This is a genomic window from Arthrobacter sp. 10T44, assembly GCF_056393885.1.
In genome coordinates this window covers 586863-604484 of the sequence record NZ_JBFTGT010000001.1, presented here as the reverse complement: position 1 = coordinate 604484, position 17622 = coordinate 586863, and the positions used below count along the sequence as shown (strand labels likewise).

General features: G+C 67.8%; 16 protein-coding genes. 12 read left to right on the top strand and 4 right to left on the bottom strand.

What is annotated here, in order from left to right:
- Nucleotides 1–18 precede the first annotated feature (18 nt).
- Complete coding sequence (locus AC1DBL_RS02795) at nucleotides 19–195, bottom strand: CsbD family protein (RefSeq protein ID WP_138768393.1); 177 nt, start codon at nucleotides 193–195, stop codon at nucleotides 19–21.
- Between the two features lie 204 nt (nucleotides 196–399).
- Here AC1DBL_RS02795 and AC1DBL_RS02790 point away from each other — a divergent pair, with 204 nt between their 5' ends.
- The 7 genes from AC1DBL_RS02790 to AC1DBL_RS02760 all read left to right on the top strand — a co-directional run bounded on the left by AC1DBL_RS02790 (nucleotide 400) and on the right by AC1DBL_RS02760 (nucleotide 8225).
- Complete coding sequence (locus tag AC1DBL_RS02790; RefSeq protein ID WP_476925548.1) at nucleotides 400–1068, top strand: pentapeptide repeat-containing protein; 669 nt, start codon at nucleotides 400–402, stop codon at nucleotides 1066–1068.
- Nucleotides 1069–1192: 124 nt separating this feature from the next.
- Nucleotides 1193–2404: a thiolase family protein gene (locus AC1DBL_RS02785; protein WP_476925416.1), complete on the top strand. Its 1212-nt coding sequence runs from the start codon at nucleotides 1193–1195 to the stop codon at nucleotides 2402–2404.
- Nucleotides 2404–3216: an enoyl-CoA hydratase/isomerase family protein gene (locus AC1DBL_RS02780; protein ID WP_476925415.1), complete on the top strand. Its 813-nt coding sequence runs from the start codon at nucleotides 2404–2406 to the stop codon at nucleotides 3214–3216. Before AC1DBL_RS02785 ends, AC1DBL_RS02780 begins: the two co-directional genes overlap by 1 nt.
- A 52-nt stretch (nucleotides 3217–3268) precedes the next feature.
- Nucleotides 3269–4156 (top strand): 3-hydroxyacyl-CoA dehydrogenase family protein, encoded by an 888-nt coding sequence (locus tag AC1DBL_RS02775; protein WP_441416855.1) that lies wholly within the window; start codon nucleotides 3269–3271, stop codon nucleotides 4154–4156.
- Nucleotides 4157–4231: 75 nt separating this feature from the next.
- The gene (locus tag AC1DBL_RS02770; RefSeq protein ID WP_441416856.1) at nucleotides 4232–4867 is read left to right on the top strand and encodes a GNAT family N-acetyltransferase; all 636 of its coding nucleotides are present in this window, start codon (nucleotides 4232–4234) and stop codon (nucleotides 4865–4867) included.
- Nucleotides 4868–4895: 28 nt separating this feature from the next.
- Complete coding sequence (locus tag AC1DBL_RS02765) at nucleotides 4896–5612, top strand: tyrosine-protein phosphatase (protein ID WP_441417830.1); 717 nt, start codon at nucleotides 4896–4898, stop codon at nucleotides 5610–5612.
- A 9-nt stretch (nucleotides 5613–5621) separates the two neighbouring features.
- On the top strand, nucleotides 5622–8225 hold the full coding sequence (locus AC1DBL_RS02760) for a S1 family peptidase (RefSeq protein WP_441416857.1): 2604 nt from the start codon (nucleotides 5622–5624) through the stop codon (nucleotides 8223–8225).
- Nucleotides 8226–8275: 50 nt separating this feature from the next.
- Here the strand turns inward: AC1DBL_RS02760 and AC1DBL_RS02755 are convergent, their stop codons facing one another.
- Nucleotides 8276–10099 carry an adenylyl cyclase gene (locus AC1DBL_RS02755; RefSeq protein ID WP_441417831.1) on the bottom strand — a complete coding sequence of 608 codons (1824 nt, stop codon included), beginning with the start codon at nucleotides 10097–10099 and terminating at the stop codon, nucleotides 8276–8278.
- 402 nt (nucleotides 10100–10501) lie between these two features.
- Here AC1DBL_RS02755 and AC1DBL_RS02750 point away from each other — a divergent pair, with 402 nt between their 5' ends.
- From AC1DBL_RS02750 to AC1DBL_RS02730, 5 genes are read left to right on the top strand one after another with little or no spacing between them, the layout of a single operon-like run.
- Complete coding sequence (locus AC1DBL_RS02750) at nucleotides 10502–11794, top strand: ABC transporter substrate-binding protein (RefSeq protein ID WP_441416858.1); 1293 nt, start codon at nucleotides 10502–10504, stop codon at nucleotides 11792–11794.
- A 3-nt stretch (nucleotides 11795–11797) separates the two neighbouring features.
- Complete coding sequence (locus tag AC1DBL_RS02745) at nucleotides 11798–12787, top strand: carbohydrate ABC transporter permease (RefSeq protein WP_441416859.1); 990 nt, start codon at nucleotides 11798–11800, stop codon at nucleotides 12785–12787.
- The gene (locus AC1DBL_RS02740; RefSeq protein ID WP_441416860.1) at nucleotides 12784–13710 is read left to right on the top strand and encodes a carbohydrate ABC transporter permease; all 927 of its coding nucleotides are present in this window, start codon (nucleotides 12784–12786) and stop codon (nucleotides 13708–13710) included. Before AC1DBL_RS02745 ends, AC1DBL_RS02740 begins: the two co-directional genes overlap by 4 nt.
- Nucleotides 13707–15158 carry a glycoside hydrolase family 1 protein gene (locus AC1DBL_RS02735; RefSeq protein ID WP_441416861.1) on the top strand — a complete coding sequence of 484 codons (1452 nt, stop codon included), beginning with the start codon at nucleotides 13707–13709 and terminating at the stop codon, nucleotides 15156–15158. Before AC1DBL_RS02740 ends, AC1DBL_RS02735 begins: the two co-directional genes overlap by 4 nt.
- 43 nt (nucleotides 15159–15201) lie before the next feature.
- Nucleotides 15202–16254: a LacI family DNA-binding transcriptional regulator gene (locus tag AC1DBL_RS02730; protein ID WP_441416862.1), complete on the top strand. Its 1053-nt coding sequence runs from the start codon at nucleotides 15202–15204 to the stop codon at nucleotides 16252–16254.
- 36 nt (nucleotides 16255–16290) lie between these two features.
- Here the strand turns inward: AC1DBL_RS02730 and AC1DBL_RS02725 are convergent, their stop codons facing one another.
- The gene (locus AC1DBL_RS02725) at nucleotides 16291–17016 is read right to left on the bottom strand and encodes a DUF4397 domain-containing protein (protein ID WP_441416863.1); all 726 of its coding nucleotides are present in this window, start codon (nucleotides 17014–17016) and stop codon (nucleotides 16291–16293) included.
- A 112-nt stretch (nucleotides 17017–17128) separates the two neighbouring features.
- Nucleotides 17129–17557, bottom strand: coding sequence for a PaaI family thioesterase (locus AC1DBL_RS02720; RefSeq protein WP_441416864.1), 429 nt, complete (start codon nucleotides 17555–17557; stop codon nucleotides 17129–17131).
- Nucleotides 17558–17622 lie beyond the last annotated feature (65 nt).

Below are 17622 nucleotides of genomic sequence, written 5' to 3'. Positions count from 1 at the left end.
CGCCGTCGATTTTTAGGACTAGTCGCGCTTGACGGCGTCCTTGACGTTTTCGCCGACCTTCTTCGCGTCGGCGACGACCTGGTCCTTCTGGCCTTCGGCCTTCAGGCGGTCGTTGTCCGTGGCGTTTCCGGTAGCTTCCTTGGCCTTGCCGCCGAGGTGCTCCGCCTCGTTCTGAATCTTGTCTCCGATACCCATGGTGTACTCCACCTTTCGTTTCCGGTTGAAATTCAACGCAGTTTCACCATAACACGAAGCATGCTTACTAATTCAAGCCCTTTTGCGAGATCATTCGATCCGTTCCGTGCCAGGGTTGTCGATCCGCCCGGCTAGGCTCGAAACCATGGAGCCCACAACCCCCCCTGTCCCAGCCAAGACCGCGGCCAAGGCGGAGTTACAGTGATGGCCAAGCCCTCCGGCGCAGCCAAAGTCACCGCCCCGCGCCTCACGCCGGTCCAGCTGGCGGACCTCGCGGAGGATCCTGCCCCCGATTTCCGCCGCGGGGAGCGCTACGACGGCGTCCGGTACACCCGCGCGGCCGCGGACGGGCTGGAGCTCAGCGGCACGGATTTCGCCGAGTGCGAGTTCTCCGGCGCCTCCTTTAATGAAACCCAGCTGCGCGGCGCGAGTTTCCGCGACTGCGTCCTGGCCGAGATCTACGCCCCGGTCTTCACGGCGGCGCGCTCAAGCCTGCGCGACGTCGAACTCCGCAACCCCCGCTGGGGGTCGGCGGAACTGTATGAAAGCGGCTGGCAGTCGGTGCGGATCGACGGCGGCAAGCTGGACTACGTCAACCTCCGCGGCTCCAAGCTGGTGGACGTGCAGATCAACGATTGCATCATCAACGAACTGGACCTTGGCTCCTGCACGGCGACCCGGGTGGCGCTGAAGAACTGCACCATCGGCAGCCTGGACTTCAGTGGAGCGCGACTGAAGGACTTCGACCTGCGCGGCACGGAGTTCCGGTCCCTCAGCGGCCTCGGCAGCCTCGCCGGCATCGTGGTCGACGAGCACCAGCTCAGCCTGCTGGCCCCGCTGCTGGCCGGCCACCTGGGCATCACCGTGGCCTGAGTCGACGCCACGTCATCCGGGGCCGTCCGGTTGACCGCCTTGACCCGTTGTGTAATCTTTATAGAACGAACGGTCGGTAATTTACTCTGCTGCCGGCCCTGCTCCCTTGGTGAAGGATGTTCTCATGGTCGAGGCTTTTCTTGTTGGCGGTGCCCGCACTCCCGTGGGACGGTACGGCGGCGCCCTTTCCGCGGTCCGGCCCGATGACCTGGCGGCGCTGGTGGTCCGTGAAGCTGTCGCCCGTGCCGGGATCGACCCGGACGCCATCGACGAGGTCATCCTCGGCAACGCCAACGGAGCCGGCGAGGAGAACCGCAACGTCGCCCGGATGGCCACCATCCTGGCCGGACTACCGCTCCACATCCCCGGCATTACCGTTAACCGGCTCTGCGCCTCCGGCCTGAGCGCCATCATCATGGCCAGCCAGATGATCAAGGCCGGCGCCGCAGATATCGTCATTGCAGGCGGCGTCGAATCCATGAGCCGCGCCCCCTGGGTGCAGGAAAAGCCGCAGACCGCCTTCGCCAAGCCGGGCCAAATTTTCGATACCTCGATCGGCTGGCGCTTCGCCAACCCGCTGTTCCAGAAGGGCGAGCTCTCCCGCGACGGCAAGATGACCTACTCCATGCCGGAGACGGCCGAGGAAGTCGCCCGCGTGGACGGCATTTCCCGCGAGGACGCCGACGCGTTCGCCGTCCGCTCACACGAGCGTTCGCTCGCCGCGATTGCCGCCGGCCGCTTCGCGGACGAAATCGTTCCCGTGACCGTCAAGACGCGCAAGGGCGAGACGGTCGTGGACACCGATGAAGGCCCCCGCGCCGGCACCACCATGGACGTGTTGTCCGGGCTGCGCCCCGTCGTCGCGGGCGGCTCCGTGGTCACCGCCGGCAACTCCTCCACGCTCAACGACGGCGCCTCCGCGATCATCGTCGCCTCCGAGGCCGCGATCCAGAAGCTCGGGCTCACCCCGCGGGCCCGCATCATCGACGGCGCCTCGGCCGGCTGCGAGCCAGAGATCATGGGCATCGGCCCGGTCCCGGCCACCCGGAAGGTCCTCGCCCGAAGCGGGCTCGACGTCGGTGACCTCGGCGCCGTCGAACTCAACGAGGCCTTCGCCACCCAGTCGCTGGCCAGCATGCGCCGGCTCGGCCTCGACCCGGAGATTGTGAACCGCGACGGCGGCGCGATCTCCCTGGGACATCCGCTCGGCTCGTCCGGGTCCCGGATTGCCATCACCCTGCTGGGCCGGATGGAGCGCGAAGACGCCAAAATCGGCCTCGCCACCATGTGCATCGGCGTCGGCCAGGGCACAGCCATGCTGCTGGAGCGCGTCTAATGGCGGCCCGGCCCGGCAGCCTGGACACCGCAGGCTTCGGCACGCTCCTGGTCGAGGAGCGCGAGGACCGGCTGGTGGTCCTGCTCAACCGCCCGGAGGTCCGCAACGCGATCGACCAGCAGATGGTCGATGAGCTCCACAGCGTCTGCGCGTACCTCGAGCAGACCCCCAAGGTGCTGATCCTTGCCGGCACGGAAGGCGTATTCGCCTCCGGCGCCGACATCGCGCAGCTGCGGGAACGCCGCCGCGACGACGCCCTGCAGGGCATCAACTCCACCATCTTCGTCCGGATCGCCAAGCTGCCGATGCCGGTCATCGCGGCCCTCGACGGCTTCTGCCTGGGCGGCGGCGCCGAATTGGCCTACGCCGCCGACTTCCGGATCGGCACCCCCGGGATCCGGATCGGCAACCCCGAGACGGGCCTCGGCATCCTCGCCGCCGCCGGGGCCAGCTGGCGCCTCAAGGAGCTGGTGGGGGAGCCGGTGGCCAAGGACATCCTCCTGGCCGGCGCAGTACTCCGCGCCGACCGGGCGCTCGCGGTCGGGCTCATCACCGAGGTGCACGAACCCGCGGAGCTGATGGACGCCGCCCACGCGCTGGCGGACCGGATCGCGCAGCAGGACCCGCTCGCGGTGCGGATCACCAAGTCCGTGTTCCATGCCCCGGCTGAGGCGCACCCGCTGATCGACCAGCTGGCGCAGGGCATCCTCTTCGAATCGCAGGCGAAGTTCGACCGTATGCAGGCTTTCCTGGACAAGAAATCGGACAAGAAATCAGCCAAGAAATCAGCCCAAGAGTCAGCCGCGAAGTGAGCAACAAGCCAGCCGCCACGCCAGGCCCCAATCCAGACCGGAAGAAGTAGATATGAGCAACTCGGTACTCCCCGCCAACCTGCCTGCCACTGGCCTTCCCGACTTTGTTGGGGTGCTCGGCGGCGGCCGGATGGGCGCGGGCATCGCCCATGCCTTCCTGATCAACGGCGCCAACGTGCTCGTCGTCGAGCGTGACGAGGAGTCTGCCGAGGCGGCCCGCGAGCGCGTGGAGTCCGCGGCGGCCAAGAGTATCGAGCGCGGCGCCACCGACGGCAACCTCGACGAGATGGTCTCCCGCCTCTCCGTGACCGTGGACTACGACGACTTCAAGGACCGGCAGTTGGTCATCGAGGCCGTACCCGAGGACTGGGACCTGAAGGTGGCCTCGCTGCGCGGGATCGAGGAGCGGCTCGCCACGGACGCGTACCTCGCCTCCAACACCTCCTCGCTCTCCGTCAACGGCCTGGCCCGCGAGCTGAAGCGCCCGCAGAACTTCCTGGGCCTGCACTTTTTCAACCCGGTTCCCGCGTCCACCCTGATCGAGGTCGTCCTCGGCGAGCAGACAAGCGAGGCCCTCGCCCAGGCCGCCCGCGGCTGGGTCGAAGCGCTCGGCAAGACCGCCGTCGTCGTCAATGACGCCCCGGGCTTCGCCTCCTCGCGGCTGGGCGTCGCAATCGCCCTCGAGGCGATGCGCATGGTGGAGGAAGGCGTCGCCTCGGCCGAGGACATCGACAACGCCATGGTCCTGGGCTACAAACACCCGACCGGTCCGCTGCGCACCACCGACATCGTCGGCCTCGACGTCCGGCTCGGCATCGCCGAGTATCTGGCCTCCACCCTGGGCGAGCGCTTTGCGCCACCGCAGATCCTCCGGGACAAGGTGGCCCGCGGCGAACTCGGACGCAAGACCGGCCAGGGCTTCTTCGACTGGACCGCCTGAGCCGGTCCCGGACGGATGCTCATTGGGGGATCCGTCCGGGCGCCAGCGAGGGGCCGGCATGCCTAGGATGGTGCGGTGACTACCGCCCCGCCGCGCATTGAACCCATCACCCTCACCGGCCAGCACGTGGTGCTGGAACCGCTGAGCCATGCCCACCACGACGGCCTGGTGGAGGCAGTCCGGGACGGCGAGCTCTGGAAACTCTGGTACACGTCCGTCCCCGCCCCGGAGGCCATGGCGGCCGAGATCGATCGACGGCTGGCCCTGCAGCAGGCAGGCTCGATGCTGCCGTTCACCACCCGGCTGCTTGACCCGGCCACCGGCGGCCCCGGGAAAGTGATCGGCATGACCACCTACATGAACATCGACGCCGCCACACCCCGGGTGGAGATCGGTTCCACCTGGAACGCCGCCTCCGCGCAGGGCAGCGGCAGCAACCCGGACTCCAAGCTGTTGCTGCTCCGTCATGCCTTCGAGACGCTCGGCTGCCCCGCCGTCGAATTCCGCACGCACTGGCTCAACCACCAGTCCCGCGAGGCGATTGCCCGGCTGGGCGCCAAACAGGACGGCGTGCTGCGCAGCCACAGCCGCACGGCCGACGGCGTGCTGCGCGACACCGTGGTGTTTTCCATCCTCGAACATGAATGGCCGATGGTACGCAGCGGCCTGGAGTTCCGGCTGGGGAAGCGGCGGGACGAGTCCCGTGGCTAGCCGGCCGGAGGGCGGCGCCGTGAAGCCCATGAACTGGGACGGGGCCGTCAACAGCGACGGGTCTGTCACTTGGGACGGGGCCGTCAACGCCTGGCACGTTGCGGGCAGCGTGTACCGGATGGGCCGCCGCGAATGGCTCACCGAGACCGGCTGGCAGCAGGCATACGACGGCGGCATCCGGACCGTGATCGACCTCCGCAACCCGGATGAGATCCGCCGCCGCGACACCGATCCACGGGTGGGCGAGGCGACCCTGGCGGCGTTCGACGTCGTGCACGCCCCCACCGAGGATCCCGGCAACGCTGAATTCCGCGCGCTCTGCGTTCCTTACCTGAACAACCCGGCGTCCTATCCGGACAACGCCAGGATCTTCCCCGGCAAGCTCGCCGCAGTGTTCAGAGCCGTCGCGGCAGCCCCCGGCGGAGTCGTGATCCACTGTTCGGCCGGCCGGGACCGCAGCGGCATGATCGCCGCCATGCTCCAGGACCTCGCCGGAGCCGGGGAGGACGCCATCGCCCTGTCCTACGCACGCGCCATGCGGGGCATCAACGAGCACCACCGGCTGTCCGCAACCCCGCATCCGCATGAGCGGTACCTGCCCGAGGAGATCCTCGCGCCGCTGATCGAGGCGCGCCAGGAAAGCCTCCTGCGCTTTGTGCGGCAGCTGAAAACTGCCGAATTTTTGGGCCACAATGGGGTAACGGTTCCTGAGTTGACTGCCATCCGGGGCAAATTGGGGCACTAGAGTAACCGGGTGAAGACTCCCACGTACGCGCTGGTAATCCGGGCAGCGGCGGCTGTCGCCGTGGCGCTCGCGGGGTCGTCTGTGGCTGTCCCCGCCTTGGCAGAGGCCGGGTCCCCTAATCCCGCTACGGCGTCCCCTTCCCCTTCGCCCAGCCCCACTTCGGAGGCGGCCCTCGCGCCGACGGCGCCGGTTGAACCCGCTGCGTCCTCGCCAGAACCGGGCATCAGCGACGCCGGGCTCGCCGAGGCGATCCGACGGGACCTGGGCATGACCCTGGCGGAGTTCAACGCCGCCGGAGCGCAGGCCAAGCGGGCCGCCGAGGCTGCACCCTCCCTGCGCGGCCTGCCTGGCTATGTCGGGATTGTCCTGCGGGACGGAAAAATCGTGGTCGAAGGCTCCGGCGTGGAGCTCCAAGCCCGAATCGACGAACTGAACCAGGCCGGCCCGGCGGAATTCGCGCTCGAGGCGCCCGCGCTGAAGACCTCCGCGCTGGCCGCTCCCACGGGACCAGGCGCCACGCCGGCCGCAGCCGTGAAGCCGGAACTCGTCGCCGGCAGTGCCGAGCAGCTCTTCCAGGCGTATGTCCGTGAGGTCGGTCCTGCCGGGCTGCAGGCTGTGGCTTACGCCGACGGCCACTTCATCGTCCGCACCGGCGGCACCAACACAGCCGAGGCGTGGACCTCGGCGGCCCTGGCGCCCGGCAGCCTCGACCCGGCGCCGGCGCCCGCCCCCGGAAAGATCTCGGCCGCAGCTTTCGTGTCCCGCTACGCCAACGTGAAACTGGAAAAGGGCGCTCCGATCAAGACCGAAGACGACTACTTCGGCGGGCAGGGTTACGTGATCGACAAGATGACGATCTGCTCTGCCGGCTTCGGGGCTTTTGATCCCGCCGGCCTGCCGCTGGTGCTGACTGCCGGGCACTGCGCCGAAGATGGAACGGCGGCAAAGGCCGACGTCGAGCCGCCCACCGCGGCGCCGGCCGGCGGAGCGACCACCTCGCTGCCGGCCGTTCTCGAACCCCTGGGATCGTTCGGGTTCAGCCAGTTCGGCGGACCCGATAACTCGCCGATCACCGGTGCAGAGTCGAGTCCGGGCAACATCGGCACCGACATTGCCGTGATCAAGGATTTGCGGCCCGGGCTCAAGGTGCAGCCCTCCGCCACTACGTGGAAGACCCCGGCCAACCCGGGACAAACCTCCGTCAAGATCATTGGCACCGCAGCGCCGTACCAGGGCCAGGCTGTCTGCCGGTCCGGCCGCACCACCGGATGGTCCTGCGGCGAGGTAGCGGAAACCGGCGTCTACGTTGTGGGAGGACGCACCACCGCGGCAGGAGATTTGAGGGCCTTCAAGGGCTTCTTGTCCTATGACGTCCAATCCAGCGGTGGAGACTCCGGGGGGCCCTGGATCAGCGGAAACTTTGCCGTCGGCACACACTCCGCCGGGGAACCCCGGGGCGCGGCGCAGAACTTTGCGGTCGCGACAACGCTCGACGATGCGCTGGGCTCCATTCCTGGCCCCGTCCAGCTCCAGCTGTTCTTGAACAAGCCCGAACTTGCGGGGACACCGGACACCGGCACGGTGTTGCCGGGCAGCCTCATTCGGGGGCGCGTGCCTGCCGCCCCCGCCTCGGGCGTCGCCGCGAACTCCACGGTCCGCCTGCTTCGCCCGGACCAGGACGCCGTCGAAATCCCGGTGGACGCGGCGGGAAGCTGGTCCTTCAACGCGCCAGCGTCGGAAGGAACGTTCCAATTCACGGCTGAGACCGTCAACGGCCACAGCCGGTCAGGGGCCGCAGCGTTCAGCCTCAAGGTCTCCGGGTTGCTCGCGCCGGAGATCAGTGCCCCCGCCTCCGGATCCAGCCTCGCGGCGCTGGATCGCGTCGAAGGAACGGGCACCCCGGGCAACACCGTGGTCCTTTCGGGCCAGCTGACCGGTTCCGCGAAGGTTTCGCCGCAGGGCCGGTGGAGTGTTTCGGTGGGAAGCCAGCGGGTGTACGGCAAGCTCTCGGTCTCGGCGGTCCAGACGGCGCCCGGCCACGTGGACAGCCCGCCAGCCACGCTGGTGTTCACGGTGCCGCCGCCGGCGCCCGCTGTCGCCGGACAGTGGAACGGGGTCTCGTTCCGCCAGGACTTGCTGCCCGATGCGATTTCCGGGACGGGTGTCGACGGCGCAGCGGTCACCGTGCTGATTGACGGACAGCCGATCGGTGCCGTGCAGAAGGGCGGATCTGGCGTGGGGACGAAGTCGGTGTTCCCTTCGCTGGTCCCGCATGTCCTCGTGGCTGGCGGCCGCTGGAGTGTACGGTTCCCCGCCGGCCTGGCCGTGGGGCTGCACACACTGTCCGTAACCCAGTCCGTCGACGGGATCGCCTCGTCACCGCTTAGGGCCAGGTTCACGATCAGCCCGCCGGCGTCCGCAGCCATGGCAGGGAACATTCCTCCGACGGCGGCAGCGGGCGCCCGTGTCTCAACTCCGCAGCAGCCGGGCAGCCCCGCGATGCTCGCCAGCACCGGAGCCAACGGCGTGCTTCCTGCCGCAGCTTTGGCGGCGGCGGCCCTGCTGCTCGGCGGGGCCTGCATCGCACTAGGGCGACGCCGGACGGTGCGTTAGCTGCGCCGGTGCCGGCGGGCGGGGCCGGAAGGCTCCCGCCCGCAGGCGTCCTAACCGAAATCGGCGACGTAGCTGGGCACCCCCACGGCGTCTGTCGAGACGGCTGCGCCGGTGTCATTGACGACGTGGTCCAGGGTCCCGGCGCCGAGGTTGACCGTCAGCAGGCCATGCAGCTTCACGCCGGGCGTTACCGGCACTTCGAATCCGCGGGTGGCGTGGATGGTGGGGTCGACGTTGTTGTAGACGTAGCTGCCGCCGCCCCAGAGTTCGTGCGTCCGAACCGAGTCGGCGACCTTGTAACCAGCCCAGCCCAGTACGCCGTCGTGCTGCCAGGCGGCCTGGTTGGGCGCGTCGTAAGGCAGCTCGTTCTGGAAGAAAATGGTCTTCCCGCGTTCGCCGTTCCAGATCACGTTGTACTGCTGGTAGTGCTCGACGAACAGGCCGGTGGCGGTGACGTTGTCGCCGTTGATGATGACGCCGTTGTCTGCGGTGTTCGTAGTCCAGCCCACGCCGTTTCCGTGGTCGGCGCGCCAGGCCCAGATGTGGTCCAGGAGCACGTCGTCACTGTTGACCTCCAGGCTCAGCGAGGCCTTGCCGACGTGGGGCCCGCCGATCCGGAAGAAGACATCGTGGAGGGTGGTGGGGTTGGCGGGATCGCTCCAGCCGTTGTGGGCGCGGGCGTTGCCTTTTGCGGCACGCTGGGTGCCAACGCGAAGCAGTGCCGGTGAATTCTTCTCGCCGGCGTCCACGGTGACGGCGGCAATTTCGACGCCGGGGACATCCGCGACCGTCAGCGGCACGGAACCGTCGACGGCGGTGAGGGTGGCCATGCCGAGTCCGAGGACGACGGTGTTGGCACGCTTGACTTCGATGCTTCGATCAATGTCGTAGACACCCGGGGTCAGCAGCAGGTTCTTGCCGCGGGCCAGTTGGGAGTTGATGGTCTGGACGGAATCGGTAGGCCTGGCCACGAAGAAGTCGGACAGCGGGATGCTGCGGCCCGCCGTCGGGCCGTTTTCCCACGTGGTTCCTGCGGAATCCTTGCGCACCGAGGGAACAAAAACGTTGTACCCCCCGCCGGAATCCAGCACCAGGTACGGCTTCTCGCGGCTGACCGGGGTGCTGGCCAGGGTGGTGTACGGCGGGTTCGGGAAGGACTGGGCCGGAGCCCCGTTCACCCCGGAGAAGACCTGGTTCCAGACGCCGTTGGACCAGCTGCCAATGCTGCTGTCGCGGACCAGGTATTGCTGCTGCGAACCGTTGATGACCGTGCCGGCTTTTGAATCGGAAATGAAGCCGCCGCTGGCGTACTGCGGGCCGGCGGTGCAGTAGTCCATCAGGGAGAGGTTGCCGCCGGTGATGTTGACCCGCCGCATGGGCGATGCCTGCGAAGCCGCCCAGAAGTTCGCCGAGCTGCGGCAGCCCTCCAGACCGGTGACATTGATGGTGAGGTTGGAGACGGAGCGCCAGAAGTTGTTCAGGGCGATGCAGTTGTCCGCGGTCAGGCACCGGTTGTACGTGTCCACATGGCCGTTGATGGTGACGTCCGTGGGTGAGGCGCCCAGGCCGGCCACTTCGGTCGAATAGCCCACCTGGATGATCAGCGGCGTTTCCGGGCTGCCATAGGTGCCGGGCTTGAACAGCAGGGAATAACGGTTGGTGCCCATCTCGTCGTCGACCTGTTTGGCCGCTATGGCGTCCACCTCGGCCTGGATGGCGGCCACCGGCATGCCGGGATCGAAGATCCGCACGTTGGGGCCGAAGTCGGGGGCCGGCGCAGGCGTGGTCTTCGCCTGGTTCACTGCCGGGTTCATCGCCGGGGGCGGAGCGGCGTTGGCGGCGGGGGCGGCTGCGGCGCCCAGCACGCCAAGCATCACCGCTACCGCGCCGGCCAGCAGCCGTCTCTGGTGGTGCGTTGGCGCCCGGAACGACGTGGATTGGGCCGCGCGGTGGCGGCGGAGGTGGGCTAGCGGCATTGCTTGTCCTGCTCTCGTTGGGGTGCGGTTTTGCACGGGCTGTGGAGTGGAGCAAAAGGGAATCAGGCGCCCCGCTGCCGGGAAGGGCACGGTGTGGGAGCGCTCCCGCCGGGAAGCCTAACACCGGCCTCAAGGCCCGGCAAGGGCCCCGATTCCGCCAAGGGCGCCACCTTGACAATTCATTGTGATGTGCGACACCATGCTCGTGGGAGCGCTCCCATGCGAGTCACGGGAGCGCTCCCAGCTCTGGGCGCATCGCCCCGCACTCTTCGTGCCATACCCTGACAAAGGAGTCCCCGCGTGAAATTTTCCCGCAAGCTCGCCGCCCTGTCGGCGTCGGCTGCCTGCCTCACCCTTGCCCTGAGCGCCTGCGGAGCAGACGCCCCCAAAGCCGCGGCACCCACCGGCGAGACGGGGAAGGAGCCTGTAACCCTCACCCTCGCCACGTTCAACGAGTTCGGCTACGAGAGCTTGCTCAAGGAGTACGAATCACTCAACCCCAACGTCAAGATCCAGCACAAGAAAGCCGCCACCACCAACGAAGCGCGCGACAACCTGACCACCCGCCTGGCGGCGGGATCGGGCCTCTCGGACGTCGAAGCTATCGAGGTTGACTGGCTCTCCGAACTCAAGCAGTATCCGGACCAGTTCGTGGACCTGAAGGATCCCGCCGTCGAAGGCCGCTGGCTGGACTGGAAGACCGAGGCGGCGACCACGCAGGACGGCCGCCTGATCGGCTACGGCACAGACTCCGGTCCCGAGGCTGTCTGCTACAACTCGGCACTGCTCAAGGCGGCAGGACTGCCGACGGACCGCGAATCCGTCGCCAAGATGCTCGGCACCACCTGGGACAGCTACTTCGACGCCGGCAAGAAGTTTGTCGCCGCGAAGACCGGCGCGGCCTGGTTCGATTCCGCCGGAGCCATCTACCAGGGCATGAGCAACCAGCTGGAAAAGGCCTACGAAAACGAGGACGGCACTGTCATTGCCGCCGAGAACCCCGCCGTCAAGGACGTCTACACCAAGGTCCTCAACGCCTCGACGAAGGACAACCTCTCCGCGCACCTGGGCCAGTGGAGCAACGACTGGGTGGCCGGTTTCCAGTCCCAGAAGTTCGCCACCACCCTCTGCCCGGGCTGGATGCTCGGTGTGATCGAGGGCAACGCCACCGGCGTCAAGGGCTGGGACGTCGCCAACGTCTTCCCCGGCGGCGGCGGAAACTGGGGAGGTTCGTACCTGACCGTGCCGGCGCAGGGCAAGCACCAGGCCGAAGCCAAGAAGCTCGCCGCCTGGCTGACCGCCCCGGAGCAGCAGATCAAGGCCTTCACCGCCAAGGGCAACTTCCCGAGCCAGGTCAAGGCGCTCGACAGCGAGGCACTGCTGGGGCAGACCAACAAGTTCTTCAACAACGCCCCCACCGGAAAGATCTTCGCCGAGCGGGCCAAGGCCGTGGGCGCCACCCCGTTCAAGGGCCCGAAGTTCTTTGCCATCAACGACGCCATGCAGCAGGCCCTCACCCGCGTGGACGTGGACAAGAAGGACGACGCCGAGTCCTCCTGGGCGAAGTTCCTCACCGCTGTGAAGTCCCTGTAGGTCATGTCGGTAACGGACCGGGTCAGGCCCCAGAGCCAACTGGCTGACGAGGAGATACCCGGCAAGAGGAGCGTCCGGCGGCTCGCGTTCTCGCAACGGATGTCTCGGTGGGACGTCAAACTTTCGCCCTACCTCTACATCTCGCCGTTCTTCCTGCTGTTTGCCCTCACGGGACTCTTTCCGCTGCTCTACACAGCCTGGGTGTCCCTGCACAACTGGAACCTGATCGGCGGGCAGGGCAAGTTCGTCGGGACGGAGAACTTCGGCTTCGTCCTCGCGCAGCCGTACTTCTGGAACGCGGTAGGAAACACGCTGAGCATCTTCCTGCTTTCGTCCGTGCCGCAGGTGGTGCTGGCGCTGCTGATTGCGGCCGCGCTGGACGCCAACCTCCGGGCCAGAACGTTCTGGCGGATGGGCGTCCTGGTGCCCTTTGTCGTCGCCCCGGTGGCGGTCGGGCTGATCTTCAACAACCTGTTCGCCGACCAGTTTGGCCTCGTGAATGAGCTGTTGGCACTCGTCGGCCTTGACCCGGTCCGCTGGCACTCCGAGCAACTCGCCAGCCACATTGCCATCGCCACGATGGTGAATTTCCGCTGGATCGGCTACAACGCACTGATCTTCCTTGCCGCCATGCAGGCCATCCCCCGCGATGTCTTCGAAGCCGCCACCATCGACGGCGCCGGCCGGGTCAGGCAGTTCCTGTCCGTGACGGTTCCGATGCTCCGGCCCACCGTGATTTTCGTGGCCATCACGTCCACGATCGGCGGGCTGCAGATTTTCGACGAGCCGCGGGTGTTCGACCAATCCGGGCTCGGCGGCGCCGACCGGCAGTGGCAGACGCTGACCATGTACATCTGGGAACTGGGCTGGGGACAGCGCAATTTCGGCAGGGCATCTGCGGTCGCGTGGCTGCTGTTCCTGATGATTGTGCTGATTGCCCTCCTGAACTATCTACTCACACGGCGTATCGCCAGCCAGGGAGGCCGCAAATGAGCTCCATCCCCATGATCCGGCAAACCGCCGGCAAAGGTGCGGCCAAGGCGGCGGCCAAGCGGCCGAACCGCATAACCGGCCGGCCGCGCAACCGGGGCGGCGCAGGCGGTCAGCGCCGTCCCGGGGCGCTGACCTACAGTGTCCTCGGCACGGTCCTGCTGGCGTCGCTGTTCCCGCTGTATTGGTCGTTCCTGGTGGGCAGCCATGACAGCACGGTGCTCAGTCGCGGTGTCCCGGTCCTGCCGGGCGGGAACTTCGTGGCCAACGCCGCGAAAGTCTTCGACAGCATCCCGTTCTGGAAGGCCATGGGCAACAGCGTCCTGGTGTCCACGGTCACGGCCGCCTCGGTGGTGGTTTTCTCCACCCTGGCGGGCTTCGCGTTCGCGAAGTTGCGCTTCCGGGGCAGCAGGGGGCTTCTGGTCTTCGTGATCGCCACAATGGCGGTGCCCACCCAGCTGGGCGTGGTTCCGCTGTTCATTGTGATGGCCAAGCTGGGTTGGACCGGTTCCCTCTGGGCGGTGATCCTCCCCGGCGTGGTGACGGCCTTCGGGGTGTTCTGGATGACCCAGTATCTACGGGACGCCCTCCCGGACGAACTCATTGAGGCCGTCCGGGTGGACGGGGCCTCCATGATCCAGGCCTTTTGGTATGTCGGCTTCCCCGCGGCGCGACCGGCCGCGGCGATGCTGGCGCTTTTCACCTTCGTCGCGACCTGGACCAACTTCTTCTGGCCGTTCATTGTGCTGGACCCTTCCAACCCGACCCTCCCGGTGGCGCTGCAGCTGCTGCAGGCCGCACACTTTGTGGACTATTCGGTGGTGCTGGCAGGTGCCGTGCTGGCCACCGTCCCGTTGCTGCTGCTCTTCATCGCCGCCGGTCGCCAACTCGTTTCAGGAATTATGCAAGGAGCAGTCAAAGGATGAGCACCACCGAGCTAACTTTCCCCGACGGATTCCTCTGGGGCGCGGCCACGGCCGCCTACCAGATCGAAGGAGCCGCCCACACCGGAGGGCGGAAGGACTCGATCTGGGACACCTTCGCCCGGGTTCCGGGCGCCGTGGCAGACGGCCACAACGGTGACGTGGCGTGCGACCACTACCACCGCTCGGGCCAGGACGTGGAGTTGATGACGTCGCTGCACCTAAAGGCGTACCGTTTCTCGACGTCGTGGGCACGTTGCATGCCCGACGGCAGGACGCCGAACCCCGAGGGGATCGCGTTCTACTCCCGCTTGGTGGACGAACTCCTCGCCGCAGGCATCACACCCTGGCTGACGCTTTACCACTGGGACCTGCCGCAGGCCCTGGAGGATGAGGGAGGCTGGGCCAACCGCGAGACCGCCCGGCTGTTTGCGGACTACGCGGCCGTGATGCACGAGGCCCTCGGCGACCGGGTCCGCATCTGGACCACGCTCAACGAGCCGTGGTGTTCGGCGTTCCTCGGCTACGCCGCAGGCGTCCACGCCCCGGGACGGCAGGAACCGCGGGCAGCCCTCGCCGCTGCCCACCATCTCCTGCTCGGGCACGGGCTCGCCGTCAGGGAACTGCGCCGGCGTGATCCGGCAGCGAGCCTTGGCATCACCCTGAACCTCACTGTCGCCGATCCTGCCGACCCCGGCTCCGCGGAGGACCGGGATGCGGCCCGCCGGATCGACGGGCTGCACAACCGGATCTTCCTCGACCCGATCTTCCGTGGCCAGTACCCCGCGGACGTGCTGGACGACGTCGCCGGATTCGGCTTCGACACCGTGGTGCAGGACGGTGATTTGGCTGTCATCTCGGCGCCCGTGGATTTGCTGGGGGTCAACTATTACCAGGGCGAGGCGCTGACCAAGGCGGCGGCAGCCGAAGAACGGGTCCAACCGGACACCGTGACCACCACGGCGCAGGCCGCCCCGGCGTCGGCCGACAGGCGTGAGGCAACGCCGTTCGTTTCCGCGGAGGACGTGCACTCCGTGCCGCGCGGGCTGCCGGTGACGGGGATGGGCTGGGAGGTGCAACCCGAGGGGCTGTACCGGTTGCTGACCCGGCTGCAGCTTGAGTACACCGGCCCGGCCGGCATCCCGATCTACATGACGGAAAACGGCGCCGCGTACCCGGACGCTCCCGACACCGACGGCTTCGTCGATGACCAGGAGCGGTTGGCCTTTTTCGACGCGCACCTGCGCGCAGTGCGCTCCGCGATCGACGCCGGCGCCGACGTCCGCGGCTACCTCGCCTGGTCGCTGCTGGACAACTTCGAGTGGGCGTACGGCTATCACCAACGTTTCGGTCTGGTCCGGGTGGACTATGAAACCCAGCAGCGGATCCCGAAGGCCAGCGGACTCTGGTACTCGGGGGTGGCGGCGGCGAACGCCCTGCCGGCACGGTAGGGCCCGTCCCTGCGGAGACCGGGCATGTCGTATTCTCAAAGTGATGAGCGAACAGAAGCACGCGGGTCTCCGGGCCGGACCGGCGAGACTTAGCCCCACCCTTGAAGACCTCGCGACGGCGGCGGGAGTGTCACGCTCCACCGCCTCCCGGGCCATCAACGGCGGCTCCCGGGTCAGCCCGGAAGCTCAGGCCGCGGTGGACGCTGCGGTCATCTCGCTGGGCTACACCCCGAACCGGGCCGCGCGCAGCCTGGTCACCCGCCGGACTTCCTCGATCGCCCTGGTGATCAACGAACCCGATGCCCGGGTCATGATGGACCCGTTCTTCGCGGCCGTCATCACCGGGGTGACGGAGGCGTTGCGTGAGACCGAAATGCAGCTGGTCCTGCTGATGTCCCGGGCCGGCGGCGATCCCTCCCGGACGCTTCGGTACCTGCGTGGAGGCCACGTGGACGGTGCCATTGTCGTCTCGCACCATAAAGCCGACGGCTGGACCGAGGAGCTTGCCGCCGCGGGGCTGCCCACAGTCTTCATTGGAAGGCCGTGGGATACCGGGCTGGGGATCCACTACGTTGACGTGGACAGCTTCGAAGGCGGCCGCCTGGCCGCGCTTCACCTTGCGGCGGCCGGGCGCACCCGGCTGGCAACCATCACCGGACCGCTCGATATGACGGCAGCCGCGGACCGGCTGGAGGGATGGCAAGCGGGCCTCAGGGAGGCCGGGCTGCCGCCGGGGCCGGTCGCGCAGGGGGATTTCACCCCTGCCGGCGGCACCGAAGCGGCCGAACGGCTGCTGGCCGAGGACAGCAGTGTGGACGGCATTTTCGCTGCGTCCGACCTCATGGCCCGCGGTGCCATAACGGCCCTGCTGGCCGCCGGGCGCACGGTGCCCGGGGATGTCGCCGTCGTCGGCTTCGATGACCACCTGGCCGCGCCGGGCGAGCTGCCCCTGACCACGATCAACCAGCCCACGGTAGAAATGGCCGCCCAGGCGGGCCGCCTGCTTCTTGCGGACATCGAAGATCCGGGGACGGGCCGGGACCCGCTGATATTCCCGGCCCGCCTCGTCGTCAGGGAAAGCAGCACCCCCGGCTAGGCCGGGAATTTCCAGCGGGCAGGCAGGACCGGCCGCTTAGCGGCCGTGCCGGCCGTGATCCCGCCACTTGTCCGAGTCGACTACCTGGACCGCTACGCCGAGGTTGCCCTTCTTGAGGCTGCCCCAGGCGTAGACAATCGTGTTCTTGCCCGCGGCGACCGGAATGTCCGCCGGGCCAATCAGGGGCTTGGTGGTCCCGGCGGCCGCGACCGAGGCGGACACCTTCCCGGCCTTCAGCGTCAGCACTTCCTGGTCCGGGTTTGTCAGGTCCTCGATCACGGCAGTCTTGCCGGCAAGGACGTCGACGGCGGGCGCCGCGGCCACGTGCCTGACCGTCAGCTTCCCCTCACCCCGAGGGCTGGGCGAGGTGTCGTTCTTGAACAGGGTGGCGGTGGGATCGCCGTCCTCATCCAGGTGGGCCACGGCGGTGTAGTTCCGGCCCTCCCTGAGCTTGACCTCGACCGGGCCGATCACCGCGTCGTCGGCGCTCTTGGCGTTGGCGGCCGTGACAGCAATCTTGTAATTGCCGCCCTCGAGCTTCAGCGGGCCCGCGAGCTTGCCGGGCTTGAAGTCGTCCAAGGTGAGCTTGCCATTCACCCATACGTCCACGGTCAGGCCGGGGACTCCGTGCAAAACGGACAGGACGGCATCGTCGCCGTGGTGCCTGCCGCCGTCGTGCTTCCCGCCGGCCTGGGCCGGGGCGGCAAACGCGAGGGCGGCCGCCATCGACACGGCACCGGCGGCATAAACGGTTTTACGCATTTCAAACTCCTCATTGAGTTGCCCGGATCCGGGCGGTGATTTGCTTACACCGTTACTACCGGCCGGCGCCCCTCTTTGGATGCAGACGGTCGGACCTTTTGCCCCGGCCCGCTCAGCCCTTGCGGTCCAGCAGCAGGTTGGTGATCCGCAGCGTGCAGAGCCGCTCCCCGGCCTCGTTGGTGATCAGCACCTCGTGGGTGGTCACCGTGCTGCCGAGGTGGATCGGGGTGGCGGTTATCGTGACCAGCCCCTCGCGGGCGGACTTGTGGTGCGTGGCGGAAACGTCCACGCCCACGGCGGTCTTGCCCAGGGTGCTGGCGTGGATCACCGAGGCCCACGAACCCACGGCCTCGCCGACGGCCAGTGAGGCGCCGCCGTGCAGCAGGCCGAAGGACTGGCGGTTGCCTTCCACCGGCATGGTTGCCACGACGCGCTCCACGGACTGCTCAACGATCTTGACCCCCATCTTCTCGTCAAGTTCACCGAGGGTGATTTTCCACAGCTCGGTACCACTTTGAATGTTGCGGGGGTCGGGCGTCATTGCGTCTCCTCTGGGGCTCTGGCCTGTCATGGGCCGGTCGGGCCCGCCGCTACTAGTGTGCCGCA

Coding starts and splice junctions, on each gene's coding strand:
- AC1DBL_RS02795 (WP_138768393.1), bottom strand. CDS start 195: ATGGGTATCGGAGACAAGATTCAGAACGAGGCGGAGCACCTCGGCGGC.
- AC1DBL_RS02790 (WP_476925548.1), top strand. CDS start 400: ATGGCCAAGCCCTCCGGCGCAGCCAAAGTCACCGCCCCGCGCCTCACG.
- AC1DBL_RS02785 (WP_476925416.1), top strand. CDS start 1,193: ATGGTCGAGGCTTTTCTTGTTGGCGGTGCCCGCACTCCCGTGGGACGG.
- AC1DBL_RS02780 (WP_476925415.1), top strand. CDS start 2,404: ATGGCGGCCCGGCCCGGCAGCCTGGACACCGCAGGCTTCGGCACGCTC.
- AC1DBL_RS02775 (WP_441416855.1), top strand. CDS start 3,269: ATGAGCAACTCGGTACTCCCCGCCAACCTGCCTGCCACTGGCCTTCCC.
- AC1DBL_RS02765 (WP_441417830.1), top strand. CDS start 4,896: ATGAACTGGGACGGGGCCGTCAACAGCGACGGGTCTGTCACTTGGGAC.
- AC1DBL_RS02755 (WP_441417831.1), bottom strand. CDS start 10,099: ATGCTTGGCGTGCTGGGCGCCGCAGCCGCCCCCGCCGCCAACGCCGCT.
- AC1DBL_RS02745 (WP_441416859.1), top strand. CDS start 11,798: ATGTCGGTAACGGACCGGGTCAGGCCCCAGAGCCAACTGGCTGACGAG.
- AC1DBL_RS02740 (WP_441416860.1), top strand. CDS start 12,784: ATGAGCTCCATCCCCATGATCCGGCAAACCGCCGGCAAAGGTGCGGCC.
- AC1DBL_RS02735 (WP_441416861.1), top strand. CDS start 13,707: ATGAGCACCACCGAGCTAACTTTCCCCGACGGATTCCTCTGGGGCGCG.
- AC1DBL_RS02730 (WP_441416862.1), top strand. CDS start 15,202: ATGAGCGAACAGAAGCACGCGGGTCTCCGGGCCGGACCGGCGAGACTT.
- AC1DBL_RS02725 (WP_441416863.1), bottom strand. CDS start 17,016: ATGCGTAAAACCGTTTATGCCGCCGGTGCCGTGTCGATGGCGGCCGCC.
- AC1DBL_RS02720 (WP_441416864.1), bottom strand. CDS start 17,557: ATGACGCCCGACCCCCGCAACATTCAAAGTGGTACCGAGCTGTGGAAA.